The organism is Streptomyces sp. NPDC057877, from assembly GCF_042796855.1.
Taxonomy (GTDB): Bacteria; Actinomycetota; Actinomycetes; order Streptomycetales; family Streptomycetaceae; genus Streptomyces.
Map to the genome: position 1 here is coordinate 139,198 of NZ_JBHVMS010000014.1, position 20,678 is coordinate 159,875.

Below are 20,678 nucleotides of genomic sequence, written 5' to 3' on the forward strand. Positions count from 1 at the left end.
GCGGGGCGCACGGGGGCCCGCCCACCCACCCCTTCACGTCGAGAGGAACACCACGATGGCACCGTGCCACGTCCCACCCGACCGCGACCTCGAAGTGACGAAGGCGGTGTACGGCGTCGGCCGCCGCCTCGGCGTCTCCGACAAGGTGATGCTCGCCGGGTTCGAGGCGGGCTGGGTCGAGTCCCACATGAACAACCTGCGTTGCGGCGACCGCGACTCCCTGGGCGTCTTCCAGCAACGCCCGAGCCAGGGCTGGGGCACCCCCGAGCAGATCCTGCACGTCCCGTACGCGGCGGAGCAGTTCTTCACCCGCGCCGTCCGGGTGGAGCAGCAGCACCCCCACCTCACGGCGGGCCAGACGGCCCAGAAGGTCCAGCGTTCCGCCTTCCCCGACCGCTACGACCAGGCCGAGTCCAAGGCACGCGCCCTGCTGGCGGAGGCGGCGGAGGCGACGGGCCCACCGCCGAGAGCCCGCGTCAGCGTCGGGATCCCGTCGGTGGTGGACCACGGAGCCGGAATGGTGATCTTCGGCGTGGACCCGTCGGGCGGCATCGTGCACCGCTGGCAGACCGCCCCTGGCGGATAGACGGCGTACAACCCACCGCACCGACTCGGATCACCGCGGACCGCCCGCCCCGGGCTCCGCACCACAGGAAACTCGGGTTCCGTCGCAGGGCGGCCGTTGCAGGCCCCGTCCGAACGCCCCACCGCCGTGCCGTCCACGAACTTCAGCAGTTCGATCCTGCCGTCAAGGCCGGAGTGCGTCTCGCAGTCGAGCGGCGTCACCTGGAGCACGACGTCACGCAGCTGCCCCGCCTCCGGCAGCCGTTCGAGCTGCCGTCGCCACACCAGTGTGCCCCCGGTGGGCCTCCGCGGCGGCGCCTCTTCCAGCACATGGATCGTCCCCGGTCGTCTGCCGGAGATCCAGCGGACGCAGGACGGGGCGTTCGTCACGGCCATGGAGTGGCAATCGCTGCGCCCTGTGCGGGGCCGGGTCCCGCGAGGACGCCTCCGACGTACGACCTGGGCTGGTAGGCGGCGACCGTGGGAGGCCCCCTCACACCCCCCGAACCCGAGCGAACGACGCGTCCAACCCCCGCTTGACCACCCGCCCCACCGGCCGCTCCACCCACCGGTGAACCCCCCAGCTCAACACCAGGAACCCCGCGATCAACCCCACCACCAGCAACCGCGGATCGACCACGTCCCGCAACCGCGCGATCAGGGCCGTCCCGGCGGCGTAGTGCGTCAGATACAGCGGGTACGTCAGACACCCGGCCGTCACCAGCCACCGCCACCGCACCCGGTCGGTGTACCCGAGCGCGACGGCCACCATCACCAGCAGGAACGCCGTATAGATCAGCACGGCGCCCCGCCAGCTGCTGACCTGCTCGTACGCCGCCCGCTCCCCCAGCTCCAACTGGCCCATCAGATAGGCCATCCCGAGGATCCCCCACAACAGCAGGTCCTGCCCGAAGCGGTACATCAGGTAGAGCGCGAGCCCGGCGATGAAGAACCACGCGCCGGTCGGATTGGCGACCAGGACCAGCAGCGGGAACTCGGAGACCGGCGCGAGCATCGCCGCGGCGCCCCACACGCAGCAGAACACCACCACGCGCCGGTACGTCAGCCCGACCGCCACCACCACCATGAACAGCAGGTAGAACCGCAGTTCCGACCAGAGCGTCCAGTACACGAGGTCCACGTGCGGCACCCCGGAGCCCTGTTGCAGCATCGTCAGGTTCAGGAGCACCTCCCGGACCGGGAGCCGTTCCCAGACCCCGGGGAGCAGCGTCACGACCGCCGTGGTGAAGAAGACCGCGAACCAGTAGGCCGGGTACAGCCGGATCACCCGTGACACGAAGAACTGCCTCGGCGTCCGCCCCCAGCACGACATGCAGATCACGAAGCCGCTGATGACGAAGAAGATCTCCACGCCGATCCAGCCGAACGACGTCAGCCGGAACCACGTCGGCACGATCTCCGAGACCGGGCGGTCCCAGACCGGGTTGCCCGGCTCGTTGACCCGGCGGGTGCCGACGTAGTGGTGCAGGACCACCATCAGCGCCGCGGCCAGCCGGATTCCGTCGAGCACATAGAGGCGGGGTCGGCCACGGGCGGTGGGCACCGGCGGCGGGAAGGAGACGGCGGGGCGGCGGTCGGCGAGCGCGACACCACGCGCCGCTACGGACGATCCACGGAACACCCACAGCACGCTAGGGGGTACACCCCTCGCCCACCGCCCGGGAACACGCGAATTCACACGCAGGTGGACCCTTTCTCCACAACTCGTCCCACGCTGGTCCGTACCAAACCCTTGCCTCGCCCCCGCCCACCCTCCAAGCTCCCCTCATGGAGCTGGAGTTGCGCCATCTCAGAACCGTCCGCGCCATCGCCGACGCGGGCAGCCTCACCCGGGCCGCCACCGCGCTCGGCCTCGCACAACCCGCGCTCAGCGCACAGCTCAAGCGCATCGAACGCACCCTCGGCGGCCCCCTCTTCGAACGCCACCGGTACGGCGTGCGCGCCACCGCCCTCGGTGAACTCGTCCTGGAGCGGACCCGCATCCTGCTGCCCGCCGTCACCGAGCTGCAGCAGGAGGCGACCCGCTTCGCCCACGCCCCCCAGCACAGGCACACCCCCCGCCTGCGCATCGGCTCCACCCACGGCCCCCTCCTCGGCGCCCTCGTCGACCGCCTCGCCCGCACCGCCCCCGGCACCGACGTCACCACCCGCACCTCCTGGTCCGAGCGCGAACTGGCCGACCTGCTCACCGAGGGCCGCCTCGACTACGCCCTCACCGGCGCCTGCGGCTCCGCTCCCCCACCCGGCCCCGACCGGCTGACCTGGCGGGAAATCGCCGTGGACCCGGTGTGCGTGATGCTCGCCGAACAGCACCCCCTGGCCCACGCCCACCAGATCGACCTCGCCGACCTCGCCGACGAGGAGTGGGCCTGCGTCCCCGGCGACAGTTGCTTCGGCGACTGCTTCACCGCCGCCTGCGCCCGCGCCGGGTTCACCCCACGGCGCCTGTACGAGACGGACACCGCGTCCTGCGTCCACCTCGCGCAGGTGGGCCGGGCGGTCGGACTGTGCCGGGCCACCTTCCCCGGCACCCCCGGCATCACCGTCCGCCCTCTCGCCGGTACGCCGCTCACCTGGCGGCATCTGCTGGGCTGGCACCCGGCGGTCCAGTCCCCCGACGCCGCCGCCCGCGTCCTCGCCCAGGCCCGCGCCGCCCACCCCGAGCTGGCCGTATCCCCTCCATAACGCCGGGCAGGGGGCCAACTGATTCCTTACGCCCACGGATCCGCCCTCCCTACGGTTTCGGCACCTCCGTAGCTCTCGCAGCGCCTCCCCGCGGAGACCCCGAAACCGAGGAGAGACCTCCCCCATGCTCCGACGCCACACCAGAGCCGCCTGCGCCGCCGCCGCGGCCACCGGTGCCCTCCTGCTCACGAGTCTCACCGGTCTCACCGGCACCGCGAACGCCGGTGAGACCCGTACCGCCGCCGACACCCTCCGCACCGACCAGGCCCCGCCCGCCCTCCTCGGCGCCCTGCAGCGCGACCTCGGGCTCACCGCCCCGCAGGCCGAACGGCGCCTCGCCAACGAGGCCGAGGCGGGCGCCACCGCGGGCCGCCTGCGCGCCGCCCTCGGCGCCGACTTCGCGGGCGCCTGGGTGCGGGGCGCCGACTCCGGCACCCTCACCGTCGCCACCACCGACCCCGCCGACACCGCCGCCATCAAGAAGCAAGGCGCCCACGCCACCGTCGTAGCCCACTCCCTGGCCACGCTCGACGCCGCCAGGTCCCGCCTCGACCGGGCCGCCCAGAGCCACGACACCACCGACACCCCCGTCTGGTACGTCGACGTCCGCAGCAACTCCCTCGTCGTCCAGGCGATACGGCCCTCCGCCGCCCACGACCTGCTGCGCGCCGCGGGCGTCGACGCCTCCCTCGCCCGCGTGGCCAAGTCCGCCGAGCGGCCCCGCCCGCTGTACGACCTGCGCGGCGGCGAGGCGTACTACATCAACAACAGCGGCCGCTGCTCGATCGGCTTCCCGGTCACCCGCGGCACCCAGCAGGGCTTCGCCACCGCCGGTCACTGCGGCCGGGCCGGGGCCAGCACCAGCGGCCACAACCGGGTCGCGCAGGGCACCTTCCAGGCCTCCACCTTCCCCGGCCTGGACATGGCCTGGGTCGCCACCAACTCCCAGTGGACGGCGACCCCGTACGTGAAGGGTGCGGGCGGGCAGAACGTCCAGGTCACCGGGTCCACCCAGGCGCCCGTCGGCGCCTCGGTGTGCCGCTCCGGGTCCACCACCGGCTGGCACTGCGGCACCATCCAGCAGCACAACACCAGCGTCACCTACCCCGAGGGCACCATCTCCGGCGTCACCCGCACCACCGTGTGCGCCGAGCCCGGCGACTCCGGCGGCTCCTACATCTCCGGCAGCCAGGCCCAGGGCGTCACCTCGGGCGGCTCGGGCAACTGCTCGAGCGGCGGCACCACCTTCTACCAGCCGATCAACCCGCTCCTGCAGAACTACGGCCTCACCCTGAAGACGACGACCAGTGACCCCGGCGACCCGGGCGACCCCGGCGGCACCTGGGCCGCCGGTACCGTCTACCAGCCCGGCGACACGGTGACCTACGGTGGCGCCACCTACCGCTGCCTCCAGGGCCACCAGGCACAGGCGGGCTGGGAGCCCCCGAACGTGCCCGCCCTCTGGCAGCGGGCGTAACCGCACCACACGGCGAAGGGGCCCGTACGCCATCACTCGTACGGGCCCCTTCGTTCCGCGTTCTCAGGTCACGGGCAGTTCCGCCTCGCCCTTGCGCGCGAAGGCCCGTGTCACCAGGTGCACGCCGACCGCCAGCAGCAGCGCCCCCAGGAAGACCACCGTCGCCCCGACCACGTCCTCCATCACCTCGGGCGCCGTCACCATCACCCCGGCCAGCGCCAGCATGACCGTCCCGCTGACCAGCTTCAGCAGCCGCCCGTGCTTCTCCTGGAGCTTCGCCGCCCGCATGGTCACCACGGCCACGCCGAACACCAGGAACTCGTCGACGAGGAACGGGATCATGTAGAGCCCGTACAGCCCCGCCGCCTCCGCGAACGGCACGTCCTGCGCGGCCAGCATGCCCGTCCACATCACCGGGAAGCCCGCCGTGCACGGCGTCTCCAGCAGCGACACGGCCACCGCGAGCGCGGTCGTCGCCGCCAGCGCGGGCAGCAGCGAGCGGTGCAGGGCGATGTCCCGCATCCGCTTGTACAGCGCGGGCTTGCGGCCCTCCGGGATGGACAGGGTCGCGCCCTTGCGGAACCAGAAGTAGTCCTTGACGCTCAGCACCCCGAAGACACCGGCCGCCACCGCGATGCCGACCTGGATCGCGTCCAGATAGCCCACGACGGTCAGGGCGCTGTAGATACCGGCCATGTAGACCGCGTACATCCCGGCGGTGACCAGCAGGAACACCGTGCCCACCGCGGCCACCCGGCGTCGGCTCCCGGTACGCAGCACGATCGCCAGCAGAATCGAGATGGCCCACAGCGAGCAGGGGTTGATGCCGTCGACGAAGCCGATCACCAGGGTGGAGACGACCAGCGAGTCGTCGGCCAGCTCCACGGTCCCGACGAACGGTACGTCGACCTTGTTGCTCTCCTCGCGCACCTCGCACTTCTCGGTGATGTCGCACGTCGACGACGATCCGCCGGTGCCGTAGACCCCCTTGGGCACCGGCTCGCCCCGCAGCGCCCCTTCCAGGACCTTGCGCAGGTCGGCCTCAATGGCGTCGGTCCAGCCGACCCAGGCCCGTTCGCCCACGAAGGTGGCGGGGACCGCGGTGGCCTTGATGCCGTGCCGGTCGGCGTACTCCTTGAACAGACCGCGGTTGCCGGTGTCGTTCCAGACCTCGTACTGGACGATCTCCAGATCCGGGTGGTCCGCGCCGAAGTCCTCCAGGAAGGCGCGCTCGGACTTGCACTTGGGACAGCCGTCGCCCCAGAAGAGGGTGAGGGTGACCGGTTTCTCGTCCGCGGCGCTCGCGACCGCCGGGGAGGCGGGCAGCAGGAGGGCGAGCAGGGCGGCGAGCAGAAGGAGCAGCGCGGCGCGGGGGCCGCGTGCCCGGCGTAGGGGTGACTCCACGCCCCCCACTCTCGACGAGCGCGCCCGCGTGGCGCCGGGGCCGAAGGTCCCCGCGTACACGGCAAAAGGGCCCGTACGACCGAAGTCGTACGGGCCCTTTCGAGCACTCAGGTCAGACGACCAAGCAAGCGGTACTTACTTGACGATCTTGGTGACCTGGCCGGCGCCCACGGTCCGACCACCCTCACGGATGGCGAACTTCAGGCCCTCCTCCATGGCGACGGGCTGGATCAGCTCGACGCGCATCTCGGTGTTGTCGCCCGGCATGACCATCTCGGTGCCCTCGGGGAGGTGCACGACACCGGTCACGTCAGTCGTACGGAAGTAGAACTGCGGGCGGTAGTTGTTGAAGAAGGGGGTGTGACGGCCACCCTCGTCCTTCGACAGGATGTAGGCCTGGGCCTCGAACTCGGTGTGCGGGGTGACAGAGCCCGGCTTGATGATGCACTGGCCGCGCTCGACGTCCTCGCGCTTGATGCCGCGGAGCAGCAGACCGACGTTCTCACCGGCCTGGCCCTCGTCGAGCAGCTTGCGGAACATCTCGATGCCGGTGACCGTGGTGGTGGTCTTCTCGGTCTTGATGCCGATGATGTCGACGGTCTCGTTGACCTTGAGGACACCACGCTCGATACGGCCGGTGACGACCGTACCGCGACCGGTGATCGTGAAGACGTCCTCGATCGGCATCAGGAACGGCTTGTCGATGTCACGCTCGGGCTGCGGGATGGACTCGTCGACAGCCTTCATCAGGTTGAGGACGGAGTCGACCCACTCCTGCTCGCCCTCGAGGGCCTTGAGCGCGGAGACACGGACGACCGGCAGGTCGTCGCCCGGGAACTCGTACTCGGAGAGCAGCTCACGGACCTCGAGCTCGACGAGCTCCATGATCTCCTCGTCGTCCACCATGTCGGCCTTGTTCAGGGCGACGACGATGTACGGCACGCCGACCTGGCGGGCCAGGAGCACGTGCTCCTTGGTCTGCGGCATCGGGCCGTCGGTGGCGGCGACCACGAGGATGGCGCCGTCCATCTGCGCCGCACCCGTGATCATGTTCTTGATGTAGTCCGCGTGACCCGGGCAGTCGACGTGGGCGTAGTGACGCGCCTCGGTCTGGTACTCGACGTGCGCGATGGAGATGGTGATACCGCGCTGACGCTCCTCCGGCGCCTTGTCGATGTTGTCGAACGGGGTGGCCTCGTTCAGGTCCGGGTACGCGTCGTGCAGCACCTTGGTAATGGCGGCCGTGAGGGTCGTCTTACCGTGGTCGATGTGACCGATGGTGCCGATGTTGACGTGCGGCTTAGTCCGCTCGAACTTCGCCTTCGCCACTGGGGTCCTCCTGTGGAGTGGTTCTGTACGCCTTACTTCAACGGCGCCAGGTGATCTTTGCTGTTAGGTCCCGGGCCTCGGGCCATTCCGCCATGAATGCGGAGGAATGGCCCGGGAGGCTCCGGAGTCAAGCCTACGGCGTACGGACGAGGTCCGTTACTCGCCCTTGGCCTTCGCGATGATCTCCTCGGCGACGTTCCGCGGAACCTCGGCGTAGGAGTCGAACTGCATCGAGTAGCTTGCGCGACCCGACGTCTTGCTGCGGAGGTCCCCGACGTAGCCGAACATCTCCGACAGGGGCACGAGGCCCTTCACGACGCGGGCACCGGCCCGCTCCTCCATGGCCTGGATCTGGCCACGGCGGGAGTTGATGTCGCCGATCACGTCACCCATGTAGTCCTCGGGCGTGGTGACCTCGACGGCCATCATCGGCTCGAGGAGCACGGGGGCCGCCTTGCGCGCGGCCTCCTTGAACGCCTGCGAACCGGCGATCTTGAAGGCCAGCTCGGAGGAGTCCACCTCGTGGTAGGCACCGTCGAGCAGGGTCACGCGGACACCGGTCATCTCGTAACCGGCGAGGATGCCGAACTGCATGGCCTCCTGGCAGCCGGCGTCGACCGAGGGGATGTACTCCTTCGGGATGCGACCGCCGGTGACCTTGTTGACGAACTCGTACGAGGCGTCGCCGCCCTCGATCGGCTCGATCGCGATGATCACGCGAGCGAACTGGCCGGTACCACCCGTCTGCTTCTTGTGGGTGAACTCGACCTTCTCGACCGACTTGCGGATGGTCTCGCGGTACGCGACCTGCGGCTTGCCGACGTTGGCCTCGACCCGGAACTCACGGCGCATACGGTCGACCAGCACCTCGAGGTGCAGCTCGCCCATACCGCCGATGATGGTCTGGCCGGTCTCCTCGTCCGAGTGGACCTGGAAGGACGGGTCCTCCTCGGCGAGCCGCTGGATCGCGACGCCCAGCTTCTCCTGGTCGCCCTTCGACTTGGGCTCGATGGCGACCTGGATGACCGGCGCCGGGAAGTCCATGGACTCCAGGATCACCGGGTTCTTGTCGTCGGACAGCGTCTCACCGGTGGTGGTCTGCTTCAGGCCCATGACGGCGACGATGTCACCGGCGCCCACCGACTCGATCTCCTCACGCTTGTTGGCGTGCATGCGGTAGATCTTGCCGATGCGCTCCTTGCGGCCCTTGACGGAGTTCAGCACGGCGGTGCCGGACTCCAGGCGGCCGGAGTACACCCGGACGAAGGTGAGCTTGCCGAGGTGCGGGTCGCTCATGATCTTGAACGCCAGCGCCGACAGCGGCTCGTCGTCGGACGGCTTGCGCTTGATGACCGTCTCCGGGTCCTTGACGTCGTGGCCCTCGATGGCCTCGACGTCCAGCGGAGAGGGCAGGTAGCGCACGACCGCGTCGAGCAGGGGCTGGACGCCCTTGTTCTTGAACGCGGTGCCGCAGAAGACGGGGGTGACGGTGGTGCCGTCGCCCTTGCCGGAGGCGATGGTGATACGGCGGATCGCCGCGTACAGCTGCTCCACGGAGGGCTCCTCGCCCTCCAGGTACAGCTCCATCAGCTCCTCGTCGTTCTCGGCCACGGCCTCCAGGAGCTTGCCGCGGTACTCCTCGGCGGCCTCCTGGTGGGTGTCCGGGATGTCGACGACGTCGTACATCTCGCCCTTGGTGGCCTCGGCGGACCAGACCAGGGCCTTCATCGTCACGAGGTCGATGACGCCCTTGAAGTCGGCCTCGGCACCGATCGGCAGCTGCATGACCAGCGGCTGCGCGCCCAGACGGTCGGTGATCATGTCGACGCAGCGGTGGAACTCCGCACCGGTGCGGTCGAGCTTGTTCACGAAGCAGATACGCGGAACGCCGTAGCGGTCCGCCTGACGCCACACCGTCTCGGACTGGGGCTCAACGCCGGCGACGCCGTCGAACACCGTCACGGCACCGTCGAGCACGCGCAGCGAACGCTCCACCTCGACGGTGAAGTCGACGTGGCCCGGCGTGTCGATGATGTTGATGGTGTGGTCGACGTCTTCCAGCGGCCAGTGGCAGGTGGTGGCAGCAGAGGTGATCGTGATGCCACGCTCCTGCTCCTGCTCCATCCAGTCCATGGTGGCAGCGCCGTCGTGGACCTCACCGATCTTGTACGAGACGCCGGTGTAGAACAGGATCCGCTCGGTGGTGGTCGTCTTGCCCGCGTCGATGTGGGCCATGATGCCGATGTTGCGCACCTTGGCCAGGTCAAGCGAAGTGGTAGCCATAAGGCTTTCGTCTTCTCTCGGTCTCGATGTGGACTGCGACTACCAGCGGTAGTGCGCGAAGGCCTTGTTGGACTCGGCCATCTTGTGCGTGTCCTCGCGCTTCTTGACGGCCGCACCGAGGCCGTTCGAAGCGTCGAGAAGCTCGTTGAGCAGACGCTCGGTCATGGTCTTCTCGCGACGGGCGCGGGAGTAACCGACCAGCCAGCGCAGCGCCAGGGTGTTGGCACGGCCGGGCTTGACCTCGACCGGCACCTGGTAGGTGGCGCCACCGACACGGCGGGACTTGACCTCGAGGGTCGGCTTGATGTTCTCGAGAGCGCGCTTGAGCGTGATGACCGGGTCGTTGCCGGTCTTCTCGCGCAGGCCCTCCATGGCGCCGTAGACGATGCGCTCGGCGGTCGAGCGCTTGCCGTTCAGCAGCACCTTGTTGATCAGGGAGGTCACCAGAGGGGAGCCGTAGACCGGGTCGATGATGACCGGGCGCTTCGGGGCGGGGCCCTTACGAGGCATTCTTACTTCTCCTTCTTGGCGCCGTAGCGGCTGCGGGCCTGCTTGCGGTTCTTGACACCCTGGGTGTCGAGCGAACCGCGGATGATCTTGTAGCGAACACCCGGCAGGTCCTTCACACGGCCACCACGCACGAGCACGATGGAGTGCTCCTGCAGGTTGTGTCCCTCACCCGGAATGTAGGCCGTGACCTCGATCCCGCTGGTCAGACGCACACGCGCGACCTTACGCAGGGCCGAGTTCGGCTTCTTCGGGGTGGTCGTGAACACACGCGTGCAGACGCCGCGACGCTGAGGGGAACCCTCGAGTGCGGGCGTCTTGTTCTTCTCGACCTTGTCCTGCCGGCCCTTCCGGACCAGCTGCTGGATCGTAGGCACTACTTCTCCGGTTTCTGTGTGCCGATGGGTACAGCTAACCTGGAACGTCGCCGACCCACGCGGTCGGGTGTGTCGAATCCCGCGGACTCCCGCCGCTAGGCAGAAAGAAGCGCAGATTACGGTGGCCGCTCGCGGCCCCGCTGTGCGGTGTGAAGGCACGCACGAGGGCCAGGGCACACCCCAGGCACAAGGTCTGAGCGTACCTACCGCATTCGCTGCGGTCAAAACAAATGGACCTCGCCCTAATCACCACACCGGTGTCAGCCCACCGCGACCGACACCATGGTCAGCAGCACCAGTACGAGTGCCCAGCCCGCGGTGGACAACCACCCCAGAACCAGCCCGGTCAGCGCGAGGCCGTCCCCGCCCTCCCCGGAACGCCGGATCTCGGCGCGCGCCGCGTGCCCGAGCACGACCGCGGGGATGCCGGTGAGCCCGAAGGTCGGCAGACACAGCAGCCCGCAGATGGCCGCCCCGACCGCCTTCCCGTTCGTCTGTGGCCGCGGCGTCGGCAGGAACGTCCGCGGGACCTCCACAACGGCCGCGGGCTGCGGTACGGGCCCCTGGGGCAGGTCGGCCACCAGCAGGGCCAGCTCTCCCACCGTGCGGGCCCCGTACGCCCGTGCGACCCGCTTCTCGAACTCCTCCTGCTCCATGCGGCCCTCGCCGTAACCGGCTCTGAGCACGTCCACGGCCCGCTCCCGGTCGGCGTGCGAGGCGAGCATGTGCTGCGGGGCCGGGGACGGCGACGGCTGCCCCCAGGGCTGCCAGGACGGCTGCGGCGGATACGGCGGCTGCGACACGGGGCACCTCCCGGGCACCGGACTCACTCCATAGTGCGCCGAAAGCGGCCCGTACGGCACCGGTGCGTCCCCCCGGCACGCCGAAGGGCGGCCACCCCCGGGGGTGACCGCCCTTCGGCTCAGGCGACTCGCTTACTGGTTGTACGGACCGTAGTCGTAGTCCTCCAGCGGAACGGCCTGGCCGGAGCCGGTGCCGAACGGCGAGTAGTCGATGTCGTCGTAGCCGACGGCCGAGTACATCGCGGCCTTGGCCTCCTCGGTCGGCTCGACCCGGATGTTGCGGTAGCGGGACAGGCCCGTACCGGCCGGGATGAGCTTACCGATGATGACGTTCTCCTTGAGGCCGATGAGGCTGTCGGACTTGGCGTTGATCGCCGCGTCCGTCAGGACCCTGGTCGTCTCCTGGAAGGAGGCGGCCGACAGCCAGGACTCCGTCGCCAGCGAGGCCTTGGTGATACCCATCAGCTGCGGACGACCGGAGGCCGGGTGACCGCCCTCCTGGACCACACGACGGTTCTCGGTCTCGAACTTCGAGCGCTCGACCAGCTCACCGGGCAGCAGCTCGGCGTCGCCGGACTCGATGATCGTCACCCGGCGCAGCATCTGCCGGATGATGATCTCGATGTGCTTGTCGTGGATCGACACACCCTGCGAGTTGTAGACCTTCTGGACCTCGCCGACCAGGTGGACCTGAACGGCCCGCTGGCCCAGGATGCGCAGCACGTCGTGCGGGTTGGTGGCACCCACGGTGAGCTTCTGGCCCACCTCGACGTGCTCGCCCTCGGACACCAGGAGACGGGCGCGCTTCGAGATCGGGTACGCCGTCTCGTCGCTGCCGTCGTCCGGGGTGACGACGAGCTTCTTGGTCTTCTCGGTCTCCTCGATCCGCACCCGGCCGGAGGCCTCGGAGATCGGGGCGACACCCTTCGGGGTACGGGCCTCGAACAGCTCGACGACACGCGGCAGACCCTGGGTGATGTCGTCACCGGCCACACCACCGGTGTGGAAGGTACGCATCGTCAGCTGGGTGCCGGGCTCACCGATGGACTGGGCGGCGATGATGCCGACCGCCTCACCGATGTCGACCAGCTTGCCGGTGGCCAGCGAGCGGCCGTAGCACATGGCGCAGGTGCCGACGGCGGACTCGCAGGTCAGGACCGAGCGGGTCTTGACCTCCTCGACGCCGTAGCGGACCAGCTCGTCGATGAGCACGTCACCGAGGTCGGTACCCGCCGGGGCGAGCACCTTGCCGTCGACGACGATGTCCTCGGCGAGGCAGCGCGCGTACACGGACGTCTCGACGTCGTCCGCCTTGAGGAGCGTGCCCTCGGCGTTGCGCTCGGCGATCCGCAGCCGCAGACCGCGCTCGGTGCCGCAGTCCTCCTCGCGGATGATGACGTCCTGGGAGACGTCGACCAGACGACGGGTGAGGTAACCCGAGTCGGCGGTACGCAGGGCGGTGTCCGCCAGACCCTTACGGGCACCGTGCGTGGCGATGAAGTACTCCAGCACGGTGAGACCGTCACGGTACGAGGCCTTGATGGGCCGCGGGATGGTCTCGTTCTTGGCGTTGGACACCAGACCACGCATACCGGCGATCTGACGCAGCTGCATCATGTTTCCTCGGGCGCCGGACTCGATCATGATGAAGATCGAGTTGGTGCGCGGGAAGTTGCGCTGCATCGCCTCGGCGACCTCGCTGGACGCCTTGTTCCAGATGACGATCAGTTCCTGCGTGCGCTCTTCCTTGGTGACGAGGCCGCGCTCGAACTGCTTCTGGATCTTCAGCGCCTGGTCCTCGTAGCGCTCCAGGATCTGCGGCTTCTCCGGCGGACCGACGATGTCGGAGAACGCGACGGTGACGCCGGAACGGGTCGCCCAGAAGAAGCCCGCCGCCTTCAGGTTGTCGAGCGTCGCCGCCACGATGACCTTCGGGTAGCGCTCGGCCAGGTCGTTGACGATCTGGGAGAGCTGCTTCTTGCCGACCTCGTAGTCGACGAACGGGTAGTCCTCGGGCAGCAGCTCGTTGAACAGCGCGCGGCCCAGCGTGGTGCGCAGCGTGAAGCTGTCACCCTGCTGCCACTCCGGCTCGCCCTCCTCGCGGACCGGCGGGGTCCAGCCGCGCGGCGGGATGGTGCCGACCGGGAAGCGGACGTCGATCTTCGACTGGAGCGACAGCTCGCCCGCGTCGAAGGCCATGATCGCCTCGGCGACGGACGCGAACGCCCGGCCCTCGCCCTTGACCTCACGGGCGTCGCTGTCGGTCGTCAGGAAGTACAGACCCAGCACCATGTCCTGGGTCGGCATCGTCACCGGACGGCCGTCGGCGGGCTTGAGGATGTTGTTCGAGGACAGCATCAGGATGCGGGCCTCGGCCTGCGCCTCCGCGGACAGCGGCAGGTGCACGGCCATCTGGTCACCGTCGAAGTCCGCGTTGAAGGCGGTGCACACGAGCGGGTGGATCTGGATGGCCTTGCCCTCGACCAGCTGCGGCTCGAAGGCCTGGATGCCGAGGCGGTGCAGGGTGGGCGCGCGGTTCAGCAGCACCGGGTGCTCGGCGATGACCTCTTCGAGGACGTCGTACACCACGGTCCGGCCACGCTCGACCATGCGCTTCGCCGACTTGATGTTCTGCGCGTGGTTGAGGTCGACCAGCCGCTTCATCACGAACGGCTTGAACAGCTCCAGCGCCATCGCCTTCGGCAGACCGCACTGGTGCAGCTTCAGCTGCGGGCCGACGACGATCACGGAACGCGCCGAATAGTCGACGCGCTTGCCGAGCAGGTTCTGACGGAAGCGGCCCTGCTTGCCCTTGAGCATGTCGGACAGCGACTTCAGCGGACGGTTGCCGGGGCCCGTCACCGGGCGGCCACGACGGCCGTTGTCGAACAGCGCGTCCACGGCCTCCTGGAGCATGCGCTTCTCGTTGTTCACGATGATCTCGGGCGCGCCGAGGTCGAGAAGCCGCTTCAGGCGGTTGTTGCGGTTGATGACACGGCGGTACAGGTCGTTCAGGTCGGAGGTCGCGAAGCGGCCACCGTCCAGCTGCACCATCGGACGCAGGTCCGGCGGGATGACCGGCACGCAGTCCAGCACCATGCCCTTGGGGCTGTTGCTGGTCTGCAGGAACGCGGAGACGACCTTCAGGCGCTTGAGCGCACGGGTCTTCTTCTGGCCCTTGCCGGTACGGATGATCTCGCGGAGGCGCTCGGCCTCCTCGTCGAGGTCGAAGGACTCCAGGCGCTTCTGCAGCGCCGCGGCGCCCATCGAGCCGTCGAAGTAGGTGCCGAAGCGGTCGCGCAGCTCGCGGTAGAGCAGCTCGTCGCCCTCCAGGTCCTGGACCTTGAGGTTCTTGAACCGGTTCCACACCTCGTCGAGGCGGTCGATCTCGCGCTGCGCACGGTCGCGCAGCTGCTTCATCTCACGCTCGGCACCCTCGCGCACCTTGCGGCGCACGTCGGCCTTGGCGCCCTCGGCCTCCAGCTCGGCCAGGTCGGTCTCGAGCTTCTTGGCGCGGGCCTCCAGGTCGGCGTCCCGGCGCTGCTCGATCTGCTGGCGCTCGACGGAGACATGGGCCTCCAGCGAGGGCAGGTCGCGGGTGCGGCGCTCCTCGTCGACGAACGTGATCATGTACGCCGCGAAGTAGATGACCTTCTCCAGGTCCTTCGGGGCGAGGTCGAGCAGGTAACCGAGGCGCGAGGGAACGCCCTTGAAGTACCAGATGTGCGTGACGGGCGCGGCCAGTTCGATGTGGCCCATCCGCTCACGGCGCACCTTGGCGCGCGTGACCTCGACGCCGCAGCGCTCGCAGATGATGCCCTTGAAGCGGACGCGCTTGTACTTGCCGCAGTAGCACTCCCAGTCCCGGGTCGGACCGAAGATCTTCTCGCAGAAGAGTCCGTCCTTCTCGGGCTTGAGGGTGCGGTAGTTGATGGTCTCGGGCTTCTTGACCTCGCCGTGGCTCCACTGACGGATGTCGTCAGCGGTGGCCAGGCCGATCCGGAGCTCGTCGAAGAAGTTGACGTCGAGCACTATGCGTCAATCCCTCTCAGGGTCGTAAGTCTTTGGTCTGTACGGGGGCCTGGGGGTCGGCGGGGCCCCTGGTCGGTCAGGGGCACCGCCGGACTCCCGTCAGACCTCTTCGACGCTGCTCGGCTCGCGCCGGGACAGGTCGATGCCGAGCTCCTCCGCAGCGCGGAAGACGTCCTCGTCGGTGTCACGCATCTCGATGGACATACCGTCGCTGGACAGCACCTCCACGTTCAGGCAGAGCGACTGCATCTCCTTGATGAGCACCTTGAAGGACTCGGGGATGCCGGGCTCGGGGATGTTCTCGCCCTTGACGATGGCCTCGTAGACCTTCACGCGGCCGGTGACGTCGTCGGACTTGATGGTCAGCAGCTCCTGGAGGGCGTACGCGGCGCCGTAGGCCTCGAGGGCCCACACCTCCATCTCGCCGAACCGCTGGCCACCGAACTGCGCCTTACCACCCAGCGGCTGCTGGGTGATCATCGAGTACGGGCCGGTGGAGCGGGCGTGCAGCTTGTCGTCGACCAGGTGGTGCAGCTTCAGGATGTACATGTAGCCGACCGAGATCGGGTCCGGGAACGGCTCACCCGAGCGGCCGTCGAACAGCCGCGCCTTGCCGGACGGCTGGACCATGCGGTCGCCGTCGCGGTTGGGCAGGGTGTTCTCGAGCAGACCGGTCAGCTCGTCCTCACGGGCGCCGTCGAAGACCGGCGTCGCCACGTTCGTCCGGGGCTCGACCACGTCGGCGCCGATCTGCTGGAGGCGCTGCGCCCACTCGTCGGCGAGACCGGAGACGTCCCAGCCCTGGCTGGCGAGCCAGCCGAGGTGGATCTCCAGGACCTGACCCGGGTTCATTCGGGACGGCACACCGAGCGGGTTGAGGATGATGTCGACCGGGGTGCCGTCCTCCAGGAACGGCATGTCCTCGATCGGCAGGATCTTCGAGATGACGCCCTTGTTGCCGTGGCGGCCGGCGAGCTTGTCACCGTCGGTGATCTTGCGCTTCTGCGCGACGTACACGCGCACCAGCTGGTTCACACCGGGGGGAAGCTCGTCGCCCTCCTCGCGGTCGAAGACGCGGACGCCGATGACCTTGCCGGTCTCGCCGTGCGGCACCTTCAGCGAGGTGTCACGGACCTCACGGGCCTTCTCACCGAAGATCGCGCGCAGCAGGCGCTCCTCCGGGGTCAGCTCGGTCTCACCCTTGGGCGTGACCTTGCCGACGAGGATGTCACCGGCGATGACCTCGGCGCCGATGCGGATGATGCCGCGCTCGTCGAGGTCGGCGAGGACCTCCTCGGAGACGTTCGGGATGTCCCGGGTGATCTCCTCGGGGCCGAGCTTGGTGTCACGGGCGTCGACCTCGTGCTCCTCGATGTGGATCGAGGAGAGGACGTCGTCCTGCACGAGGCGCTGCGACAGGATGATCGCGTCCTCGTAGTTGTGACCCTCCCACGGCATGAACGCGACCAGCAGGTTCTTGCCGAGCGCCATCTCGCCGTTCTGGGTGGCCGGGCCGTCGGAGAGCACCTGGCCCTCGATGACGCGGTCGCCCTCGTTGACGATGACCTTCTGGTTGACCGAGGTGCCCTGGTTGGAGCGGGCGAACTTGGCCAGGCGGTAGGTGATGTAGGTGCCGTCGTCGTTGGCGGTGGTGATGTAGTCCGCGGAGACCTCCTGGACCACACCGGCCTTCTCGGCCTTGACGACGTCACCGGCGTCGACGGCGGAGCGGTACTCCATGCCGGTGCCGACGAGCGGGGCCTCCGCCTTGATGAGCGGAACGGCCTGGCGCATCATGTTCGCGCCCATCAGGGCGCGGTTGGCGTCGTCGTGCTCGAGGAACGGGATCATGGCGGTCGCGACCGACACCATCTGGCGCGGCGAGACGTCCATGTAGTCGACCTCGTCACCGGGGACGTAGTCGACCTCGCCGCCGCGGCGGCGCACCAGGACGCGCTCCGAGAAGTGCATGTCCTCGGTGAGCGGCGCGTTGGCCTGCGCGATGACGAAGCGGTCCTCCTCGTCGGCGGTCAGGTAGTCCACCTCGTCGGTGACCTGGCCCTCGACGACCTTGCGGTACGGCGTCTCGACGAAACCGAACGCGTTGACCCGGCCGTAGGAGGCGAGCGAGCCGATCAGACCGATGTTCGGGCCTTCGGGGGTCTCGATCGGGCACATGCGGCCGTAGTGCGACGGGTGCACGTCACGGACCTCGAAGCCCGCCCGCTCACGGGAGAGACCACCCGGGCCGAGCGCCGACAGACGGCGCTTGTGGGTGAGACCCGACAGCGGGTTGTTCTGGTCCATGAACTGCGACAGCTGGCTGGTGCCGAAGAACTCCTTGATGGAGGCGACGACCGGCCGGATGTTGATCAGGGTCTGCGGCGTGATCGCCTCGACGTCCTGGGTCGTCATGCGCTCACGCACGACGCGCTCCATACGCGCCAGACCCGTACGGACCTGGTTCTGGATCAGCTCGCCGACGCTGCGCAGACGGCGGTTGCCGAAGTGGTCGATGTCGTCGGTCTCGACGACGACCTTGTCGCCGTTGTCACCGACGGTCTCGGTCTCACCGGCGTGCAGCTGCACCAGGTACTTGATCGTCGCGATGATGTCCTCGACGGTCAGGATGCCCGCGTCCAGCGGAGCGTCTGCACCCAGCTTCTTGTTGACCTTGTAGCGGCCGACCTTGGCGAGGTCGTAGCGCTTGGGGTTGAAGTAGAGGTTCTCGAGCAGCGTCTGCGCGGCCTCACGCGTGGGGGGCTCGCCCGGACGCAGCTTGCGGTAGATGTCGAGCAGCGCGTCGTCCTGGCCCTGGGTGTGGTCCTTCTCCAGGGTGGCGCGCATGGACTCGTACTCGCCGAACTCCTCGAGGATCTGCTCGGTGGTCCAGCCGAGCGCCTTGAGCAGGACGGTGACGGACTGCTTGCGCTTGCGGTCGATGCGGACACCGACCATGTCGCGCTTGTCGATCTCCATCTCCAGCCAGGCACCCCGGGACGGGATGATCTTGGCCGAGAAGATGTCCTTGTCGGACGTCTTGTCGATGCTGGAGTCGAAGTACACACCCGGCGAACGAACCAGCTGCGACACCACGACACGCTCGGTGCCGTTGATGACGAAGGTGCCCTTGTTCGTCATGAGCGGGAAGTCGCCCATGAAGACGGTCTGGGACTTGATCTCGCCGGTCTCGTTGTTGGTGAACTCGGCGGTGACGAAAAGCGGAGCCGCGTAGGTGAAGTCACGCTCCTTGCACTCGTCGATCGAGTTCTTCGGCGGCTCGAAACGGTGGTCGCGGAAGGTCAGCGACATCGACCCGCTGAAGTCCTCGATCGGGGAGATCTCCTCGAAGATCTCCTCGAGCCCGGACTTGGTGGGGACGTCCTGACCGTTGTCCAGAGCCTGCTCGACACGAGCCTTCCACGCGTCGTTGCCGAGCAGCCAGTCGAAGCTCTCGGTTTGCAGCGCAAGAAGGTTCGGAACCTCGAGGGGCTCCTTGATCTTTGCAAAGGAGATGCGCAGCGGGGCGGTGCTGGCGCCGTTGTTCGTATTCGCGGAGGCAGTGCGCGAGGCGGCCAAGAGGGGGTCCTTCCGAGGGCTCGGACTCACTACGCGCGTACCGGCCCCTCACCGCCGCAGGGAGACAGAAATCCCAGGTCGGGGACTTACTGGTCATCGATGCTGAGGCGAGGGCAGACCCCTGGTGACGGGCAGGGGACAGCTAACAGGCAGCGCAAAGGGTCAGTGTAGCCACTTGGCACACTGATGTCCAGTGCGGGTTCTTGGCACCCGTGTTGACCCTCGTTGTCCTCGTTGTTCTCAACCTCTGCGACAAGGCCCTGCCCTCAACGCACGTTGATACTGCCCTCTTCGTCGCCGATCCATGCCTCGGATTCGGATCCTTGTGACGACGCGTCCTGAGAATTGCGCGCTGCGTGCGGTTCGTCAAGGCCCCCCTGCCCGAACCCCCTGCCCGAACGGGGCCACCCAGAGACACGACGAAGATCACCATACCCCTCGCATACGCGGGTGCAAGGCAACCGTGGCCACACCCCCGAACACGCCGAAGAGCGACCACCCGGATGGATGATCGCTCTTCGGTACGTCGGTGTTACAGCCCTGCGGGGGCCGCGGTCACCTCAGTGGTGTCACTTGACCTCGACGGAGGCGCCGGCGCCCTCGAGGGCCTCCTTGGCCTTGTCCGCGGCGTCCTTCGCGACCTTCTCGAGGACGGGCTTCGGGGCGCCGTCCACCAGGTCCTTGGCCTCCTTCAGGCCGAGGGAGGTCAGCTCACGCACGACCTTGATGACCTGGATCTTCTTGTCACCGGCGCCGGTGAGGACGACGTCGAACTCGTCCTTCTCCTCGACGGCCTCGGCGGCGGCGCCACCAGCGGCACCACCGGCGACGACGACCGGCGCGGCAGCGGCGGCGGTGACGTCGAACTTCTCCTCGAACGCCTTCACGAACTCGGAGAGCTCGATGAGGGTCATCTCCTCGAACTGCGCGAGCAGGTCTTCCTGGCTGAGCTTCGCCATGATGGCGGTCCTTCCACTAATTCGGCAGGTGCCGGATGTACTGGTGTGGCGGGCGTACGTCTGGCCCGCGACGGCCTCCGCGTTCAGGCAGCGGCGGCCGGAGTGCGAGCCGAGTTACTCGGCACCGCCCTGCTCGTCCTGCTTGGCACGGAGCGCGTCCACGGTGCGGACGAGCTTCGACGGCAGCGCCTGGAAGACGGAGGCAGCCTGGGACTGCTTCGCCTTGAAGGCACCGGCCAGCTTGGAGAGCAGAACCTCGCGCGACTCGAGGTCCGCAAGCTTCTTGATCTCGTCGGCGGACAGCGCCTTGCCGTCAAGGACACCGCCCTTGATGACGAGATTCGGGTTGTCCTTGGCGAAGTCACGAAGACCCTTCGCCGACTCCACCGGGTCACCGGTGATGAAGGCAACCGCCGTCGGACCATTGAACTGGTCGTCCAGCGTGGTGATCCCGGCCTCGTTGGCCGCAATCTTGGTCAGCGTGTTCTTCACCACGGCGTACTGGGCGTTCTCACCGAGCGAACGGCGCAGCTGCTTGAGCTGGGCCACGGTGAGACCGCGGTACTCGGTCAGCACGGCGGCGTTGGAGCTACGGAACTTGTCCGTCAGCTCGGCAACCGCGGCAGCCTTGTCGGGCCTCGCCATAGAGCCTCGGCCT

Annotated in this window: 14 protein-coding genes and 1 pseudogene; 3 read left to right on the top strand and 12 right to left on the bottom strand. The window is 68.3% G+C overall.

Annotation, left to right across the window (positions count from 1 at the left end; genetic code table 11):
* Window positions 1-55 precede the first annotated feature (55 nt).
* Window positions 56-586 carry a hypothetical protein gene (locus ACFVQG_RS35115; protein ID WP_383391626.1) on the top strand — a complete coding sequence of 177 codons (531 nt, stop codon included), beginning with the start codon at window positions 56-58 and terminating at the stop codon, window positions 584-586.
* Window positions 587-657: 71 nt separating this feature from the next.
* Here the strand turns inward: ACFVQG_RS35115 and ACFVQG_RS35120 are convergent.
* A pseudogene (locus ACFVQG_RS35120) lies at window positions 658-909 on the bottom strand (Scr1 family TA system antitoxin-like transcriptional regulator); the annotation flags it as partial.
* A gap of 148 nt (window positions 910-1,057) precedes the next feature.
* Window positions 1,058-2,128: an acyltransferase family protein gene (locus ACFVQG_RS35125; protein ID WP_383391785.1), complete on the bottom strand. Its 1,071-nt coding sequence runs from the start codon at window positions 2,126-2,128 to the stop codon at window positions 1,058-1,060.
* A gap of 224 nt (window positions 2,129-2,352) precedes the next feature.
* On the opposite strand from ACFVQG_RS35125, the gene ACFVQG_RS35130 reads away from it, so the two are divergent.
* Together ACFVQG_RS35130 and ACFVQG_RS35135 are read left to right on the top strand one after the other, a co-directional pair.
* Complete coding sequence (locus ACFVQG_RS35130) at window positions 2,353-3,270, top strand: LysR substrate-binding domain-containing protein (protein WP_383391628.1); 918 nt, start codon at window positions 2,353-2,355, stop codon at window positions 3,268-3,270.
* A gap of 124 nt (window positions 3,271-3,394) precedes the next feature.
* Window positions 3,395-4,747 (top strand): alpha-lytic protease prodomain-containing protein, encoded by a 1,353-nt coding sequence (locus ACFVQG_RS35135; RefSeq protein ID WP_383391630.1) that lies wholly within the window; start codon window positions 3,395-3,397, stop codon window positions 4,745-4,747.
* 63 nt (window positions 4,748-4,810) lie between these two features.
* On the opposite strand, the gene ACFVQG_RS35140 is transcribed toward ACFVQG_RS35135, so the two are convergent.
* The 10 genes from ACFVQG_RS35140 to rplJ form a co-directional block, all read right to left on the bottom strand.
* Window positions 4,811-6,151, bottom strand: a complete 1,341-nt coding sequence (locus ACFVQG_RS35140; protein ID WP_383391632.1) for a hypothetical protein — start codon at window positions 6,149-6,151, stop codon at window positions 4,811-4,813.
* 135 nt (window positions 6,152-6,286) lie between these two features.
* Complete coding sequence (tuf, locus tag ACFVQG_RS35145) at window positions 6,287-7,480, bottom strand: elongation factor Tu (RefSeq protein ID WP_383391634.1); 1,194 nt, start codon at window positions 7,478-7,480, stop codon at window positions 6,287-6,289.
* 156 nt (window positions 7,481-7,636) lie between these two features.
* Window positions 7,637-9,763, bottom strand: a complete 2,127-nt coding sequence (gene fusA / locus ACFVQG_RS35150; RefSeq protein ID WP_383391637.1) for an elongation factor G — start codon at window positions 9,761-9,763, stop codon at window positions 7,637-7,639.
* A 39-nt stretch (window positions 9,764-9,802) separates the two neighbouring features.
* Window positions 9,803-10,273, bottom strand: a complete 471-nt coding sequence (gene rpsG, locus ACFVQG_RS35155) for a 30S ribosomal protein S7 (protein WP_003998848.1) — start codon at window positions 10,271-10,273, stop codon at window positions 9,803-9,805.
* Window positions 10,274-10,275: 2 nt separating this feature from the next.
* Window positions 10,276-10,647, bottom strand: coding sequence for a 30S ribosomal protein S12 (gene rpsL / locus ACFVQG_RS35160; RefSeq protein ID WP_003948652.1), 372 nt, complete (start codon window positions 10,645-10,647; stop codon window positions 10,276-10,278).
* 260 nt (window positions 10,648-10,907) lie between these two features.
* On the bottom strand, window positions 10,908-11,372 hold the full coding sequence (locus ACFVQG_RS35165; RefSeq protein ID WP_383391788.1) for a DUF1707 and DUF4190 domain-containing protein: 465 nt from the start codon (window positions 11,370-11,372) through the stop codon (window positions 10,908-10,910).
* Between the two features lie 210 nt (window positions 11,373-11,582).
* On the bottom strand, window positions 11,583-15,482 hold the full coding sequence (locus ACFVQG_RS35170) for a DNA-directed RNA polymerase subunit beta' (protein ID WP_383391639.1): 3,900 nt from the start codon (window positions 15,480-15,482) through the stop codon (window positions 11,583-11,585).
* Between the two features lie 99 nt (window positions 15,483-15,581).
* Window positions 15,582-19,061 (bottom strand): DNA-directed RNA polymerase subunit beta, encoded by a 3,480-nt coding sequence (gene rpoB, locus ACFVQG_RS35175; RefSeq protein WP_383391640.1) that lies wholly within the window; start codon window positions 19,059-19,061, stop codon window positions 15,582-15,584.
* A gap of 569 nt (window positions 19,062-19,630) precedes the next feature.
* On the bottom strand, window positions 19,631-20,020 hold the full coding sequence (rplL, locus tag ACFVQG_RS35180; protein WP_383391642.1) for a 50S ribosomal protein L7/L12: 390 nt from the start codon (window positions 20,018-20,020) through the stop codon (window positions 19,631-19,633).
* 114 nt (window positions 20,021-20,134) lie between these two features.
* Window positions 20,135-20,665: a 50S ribosomal protein L10 gene (rplJ, locus tag ACFVQG_RS35185; RefSeq protein ID WP_358779919.1), complete on the bottom strand. Its 531-nt coding sequence runs from the start codon at window positions 20,663-20,665 to the stop codon at window positions 20,135-20,137.
* Window positions 20,666-20,678 lie beyond the last annotated feature (13 nt).

What these genes read in the sequence shown, in the direction of transcription:
- rpsG (WP_003998848.1), bottom strand. Translation starts at nt 10,273, where the DNA reads ATGCCTCGTAAGGGCCCCGCCCCGAAGCGCCCGGTCATCATCGACCCG.
- fusA (WP_383391637.1), bottom strand. Translation starts at nt 9,763, where the DNA reads ATGGCTACCACTTCGCTTGACCTGGCCAAGGTGCGCAACATCGGCATC.
- ACFVQG_RS35165 (WP_383391788.1), bottom strand. Translation starts at nt 11,372, where the DNA reads ATGCTCGCCTCGCACGCCGACCGGGAGCGGGCCGTGGACGTGCTCAGA.
- ACFVQG_RS35135 (WP_383391630.1), top strand. Translation starts at nt 3,395, where the DNA reads ATGCTCCGACGCCACACCAGAGCCGCCTGCGCCGCCGCCGCGGCCACC.
- ACFVQG_RS35130 (WP_383391628.1), top strand. Translation starts at nt 2,353, where the DNA reads ATGGAGCTGGAGTTGCGCCATCTCAGAACCGTCCGCGCCATCGCCGAC.
- ACFVQG_RS35115 (WP_383391626.1), top strand. Translation starts at nt 56, where the DNA reads ATGGCACCGTGCCACGTCCCACCCGACCGCGACCTCGAAGTGACGAAG.
- rplL (WP_383391642.1), bottom strand. Translation starts at nt 20,020, where the DNA reads ATGGCGAAGCTCAGCCAGGAAGACCTGCTCGCGCAGTTCGAGGAGATG.
- rplJ (WP_358779919.1), bottom strand. Translation starts at nt 20,665, where the DNA reads ATGGCGAGGCCCGACAAGGCTGCCGCGGTTGCCGAGCTGACGGACAAG.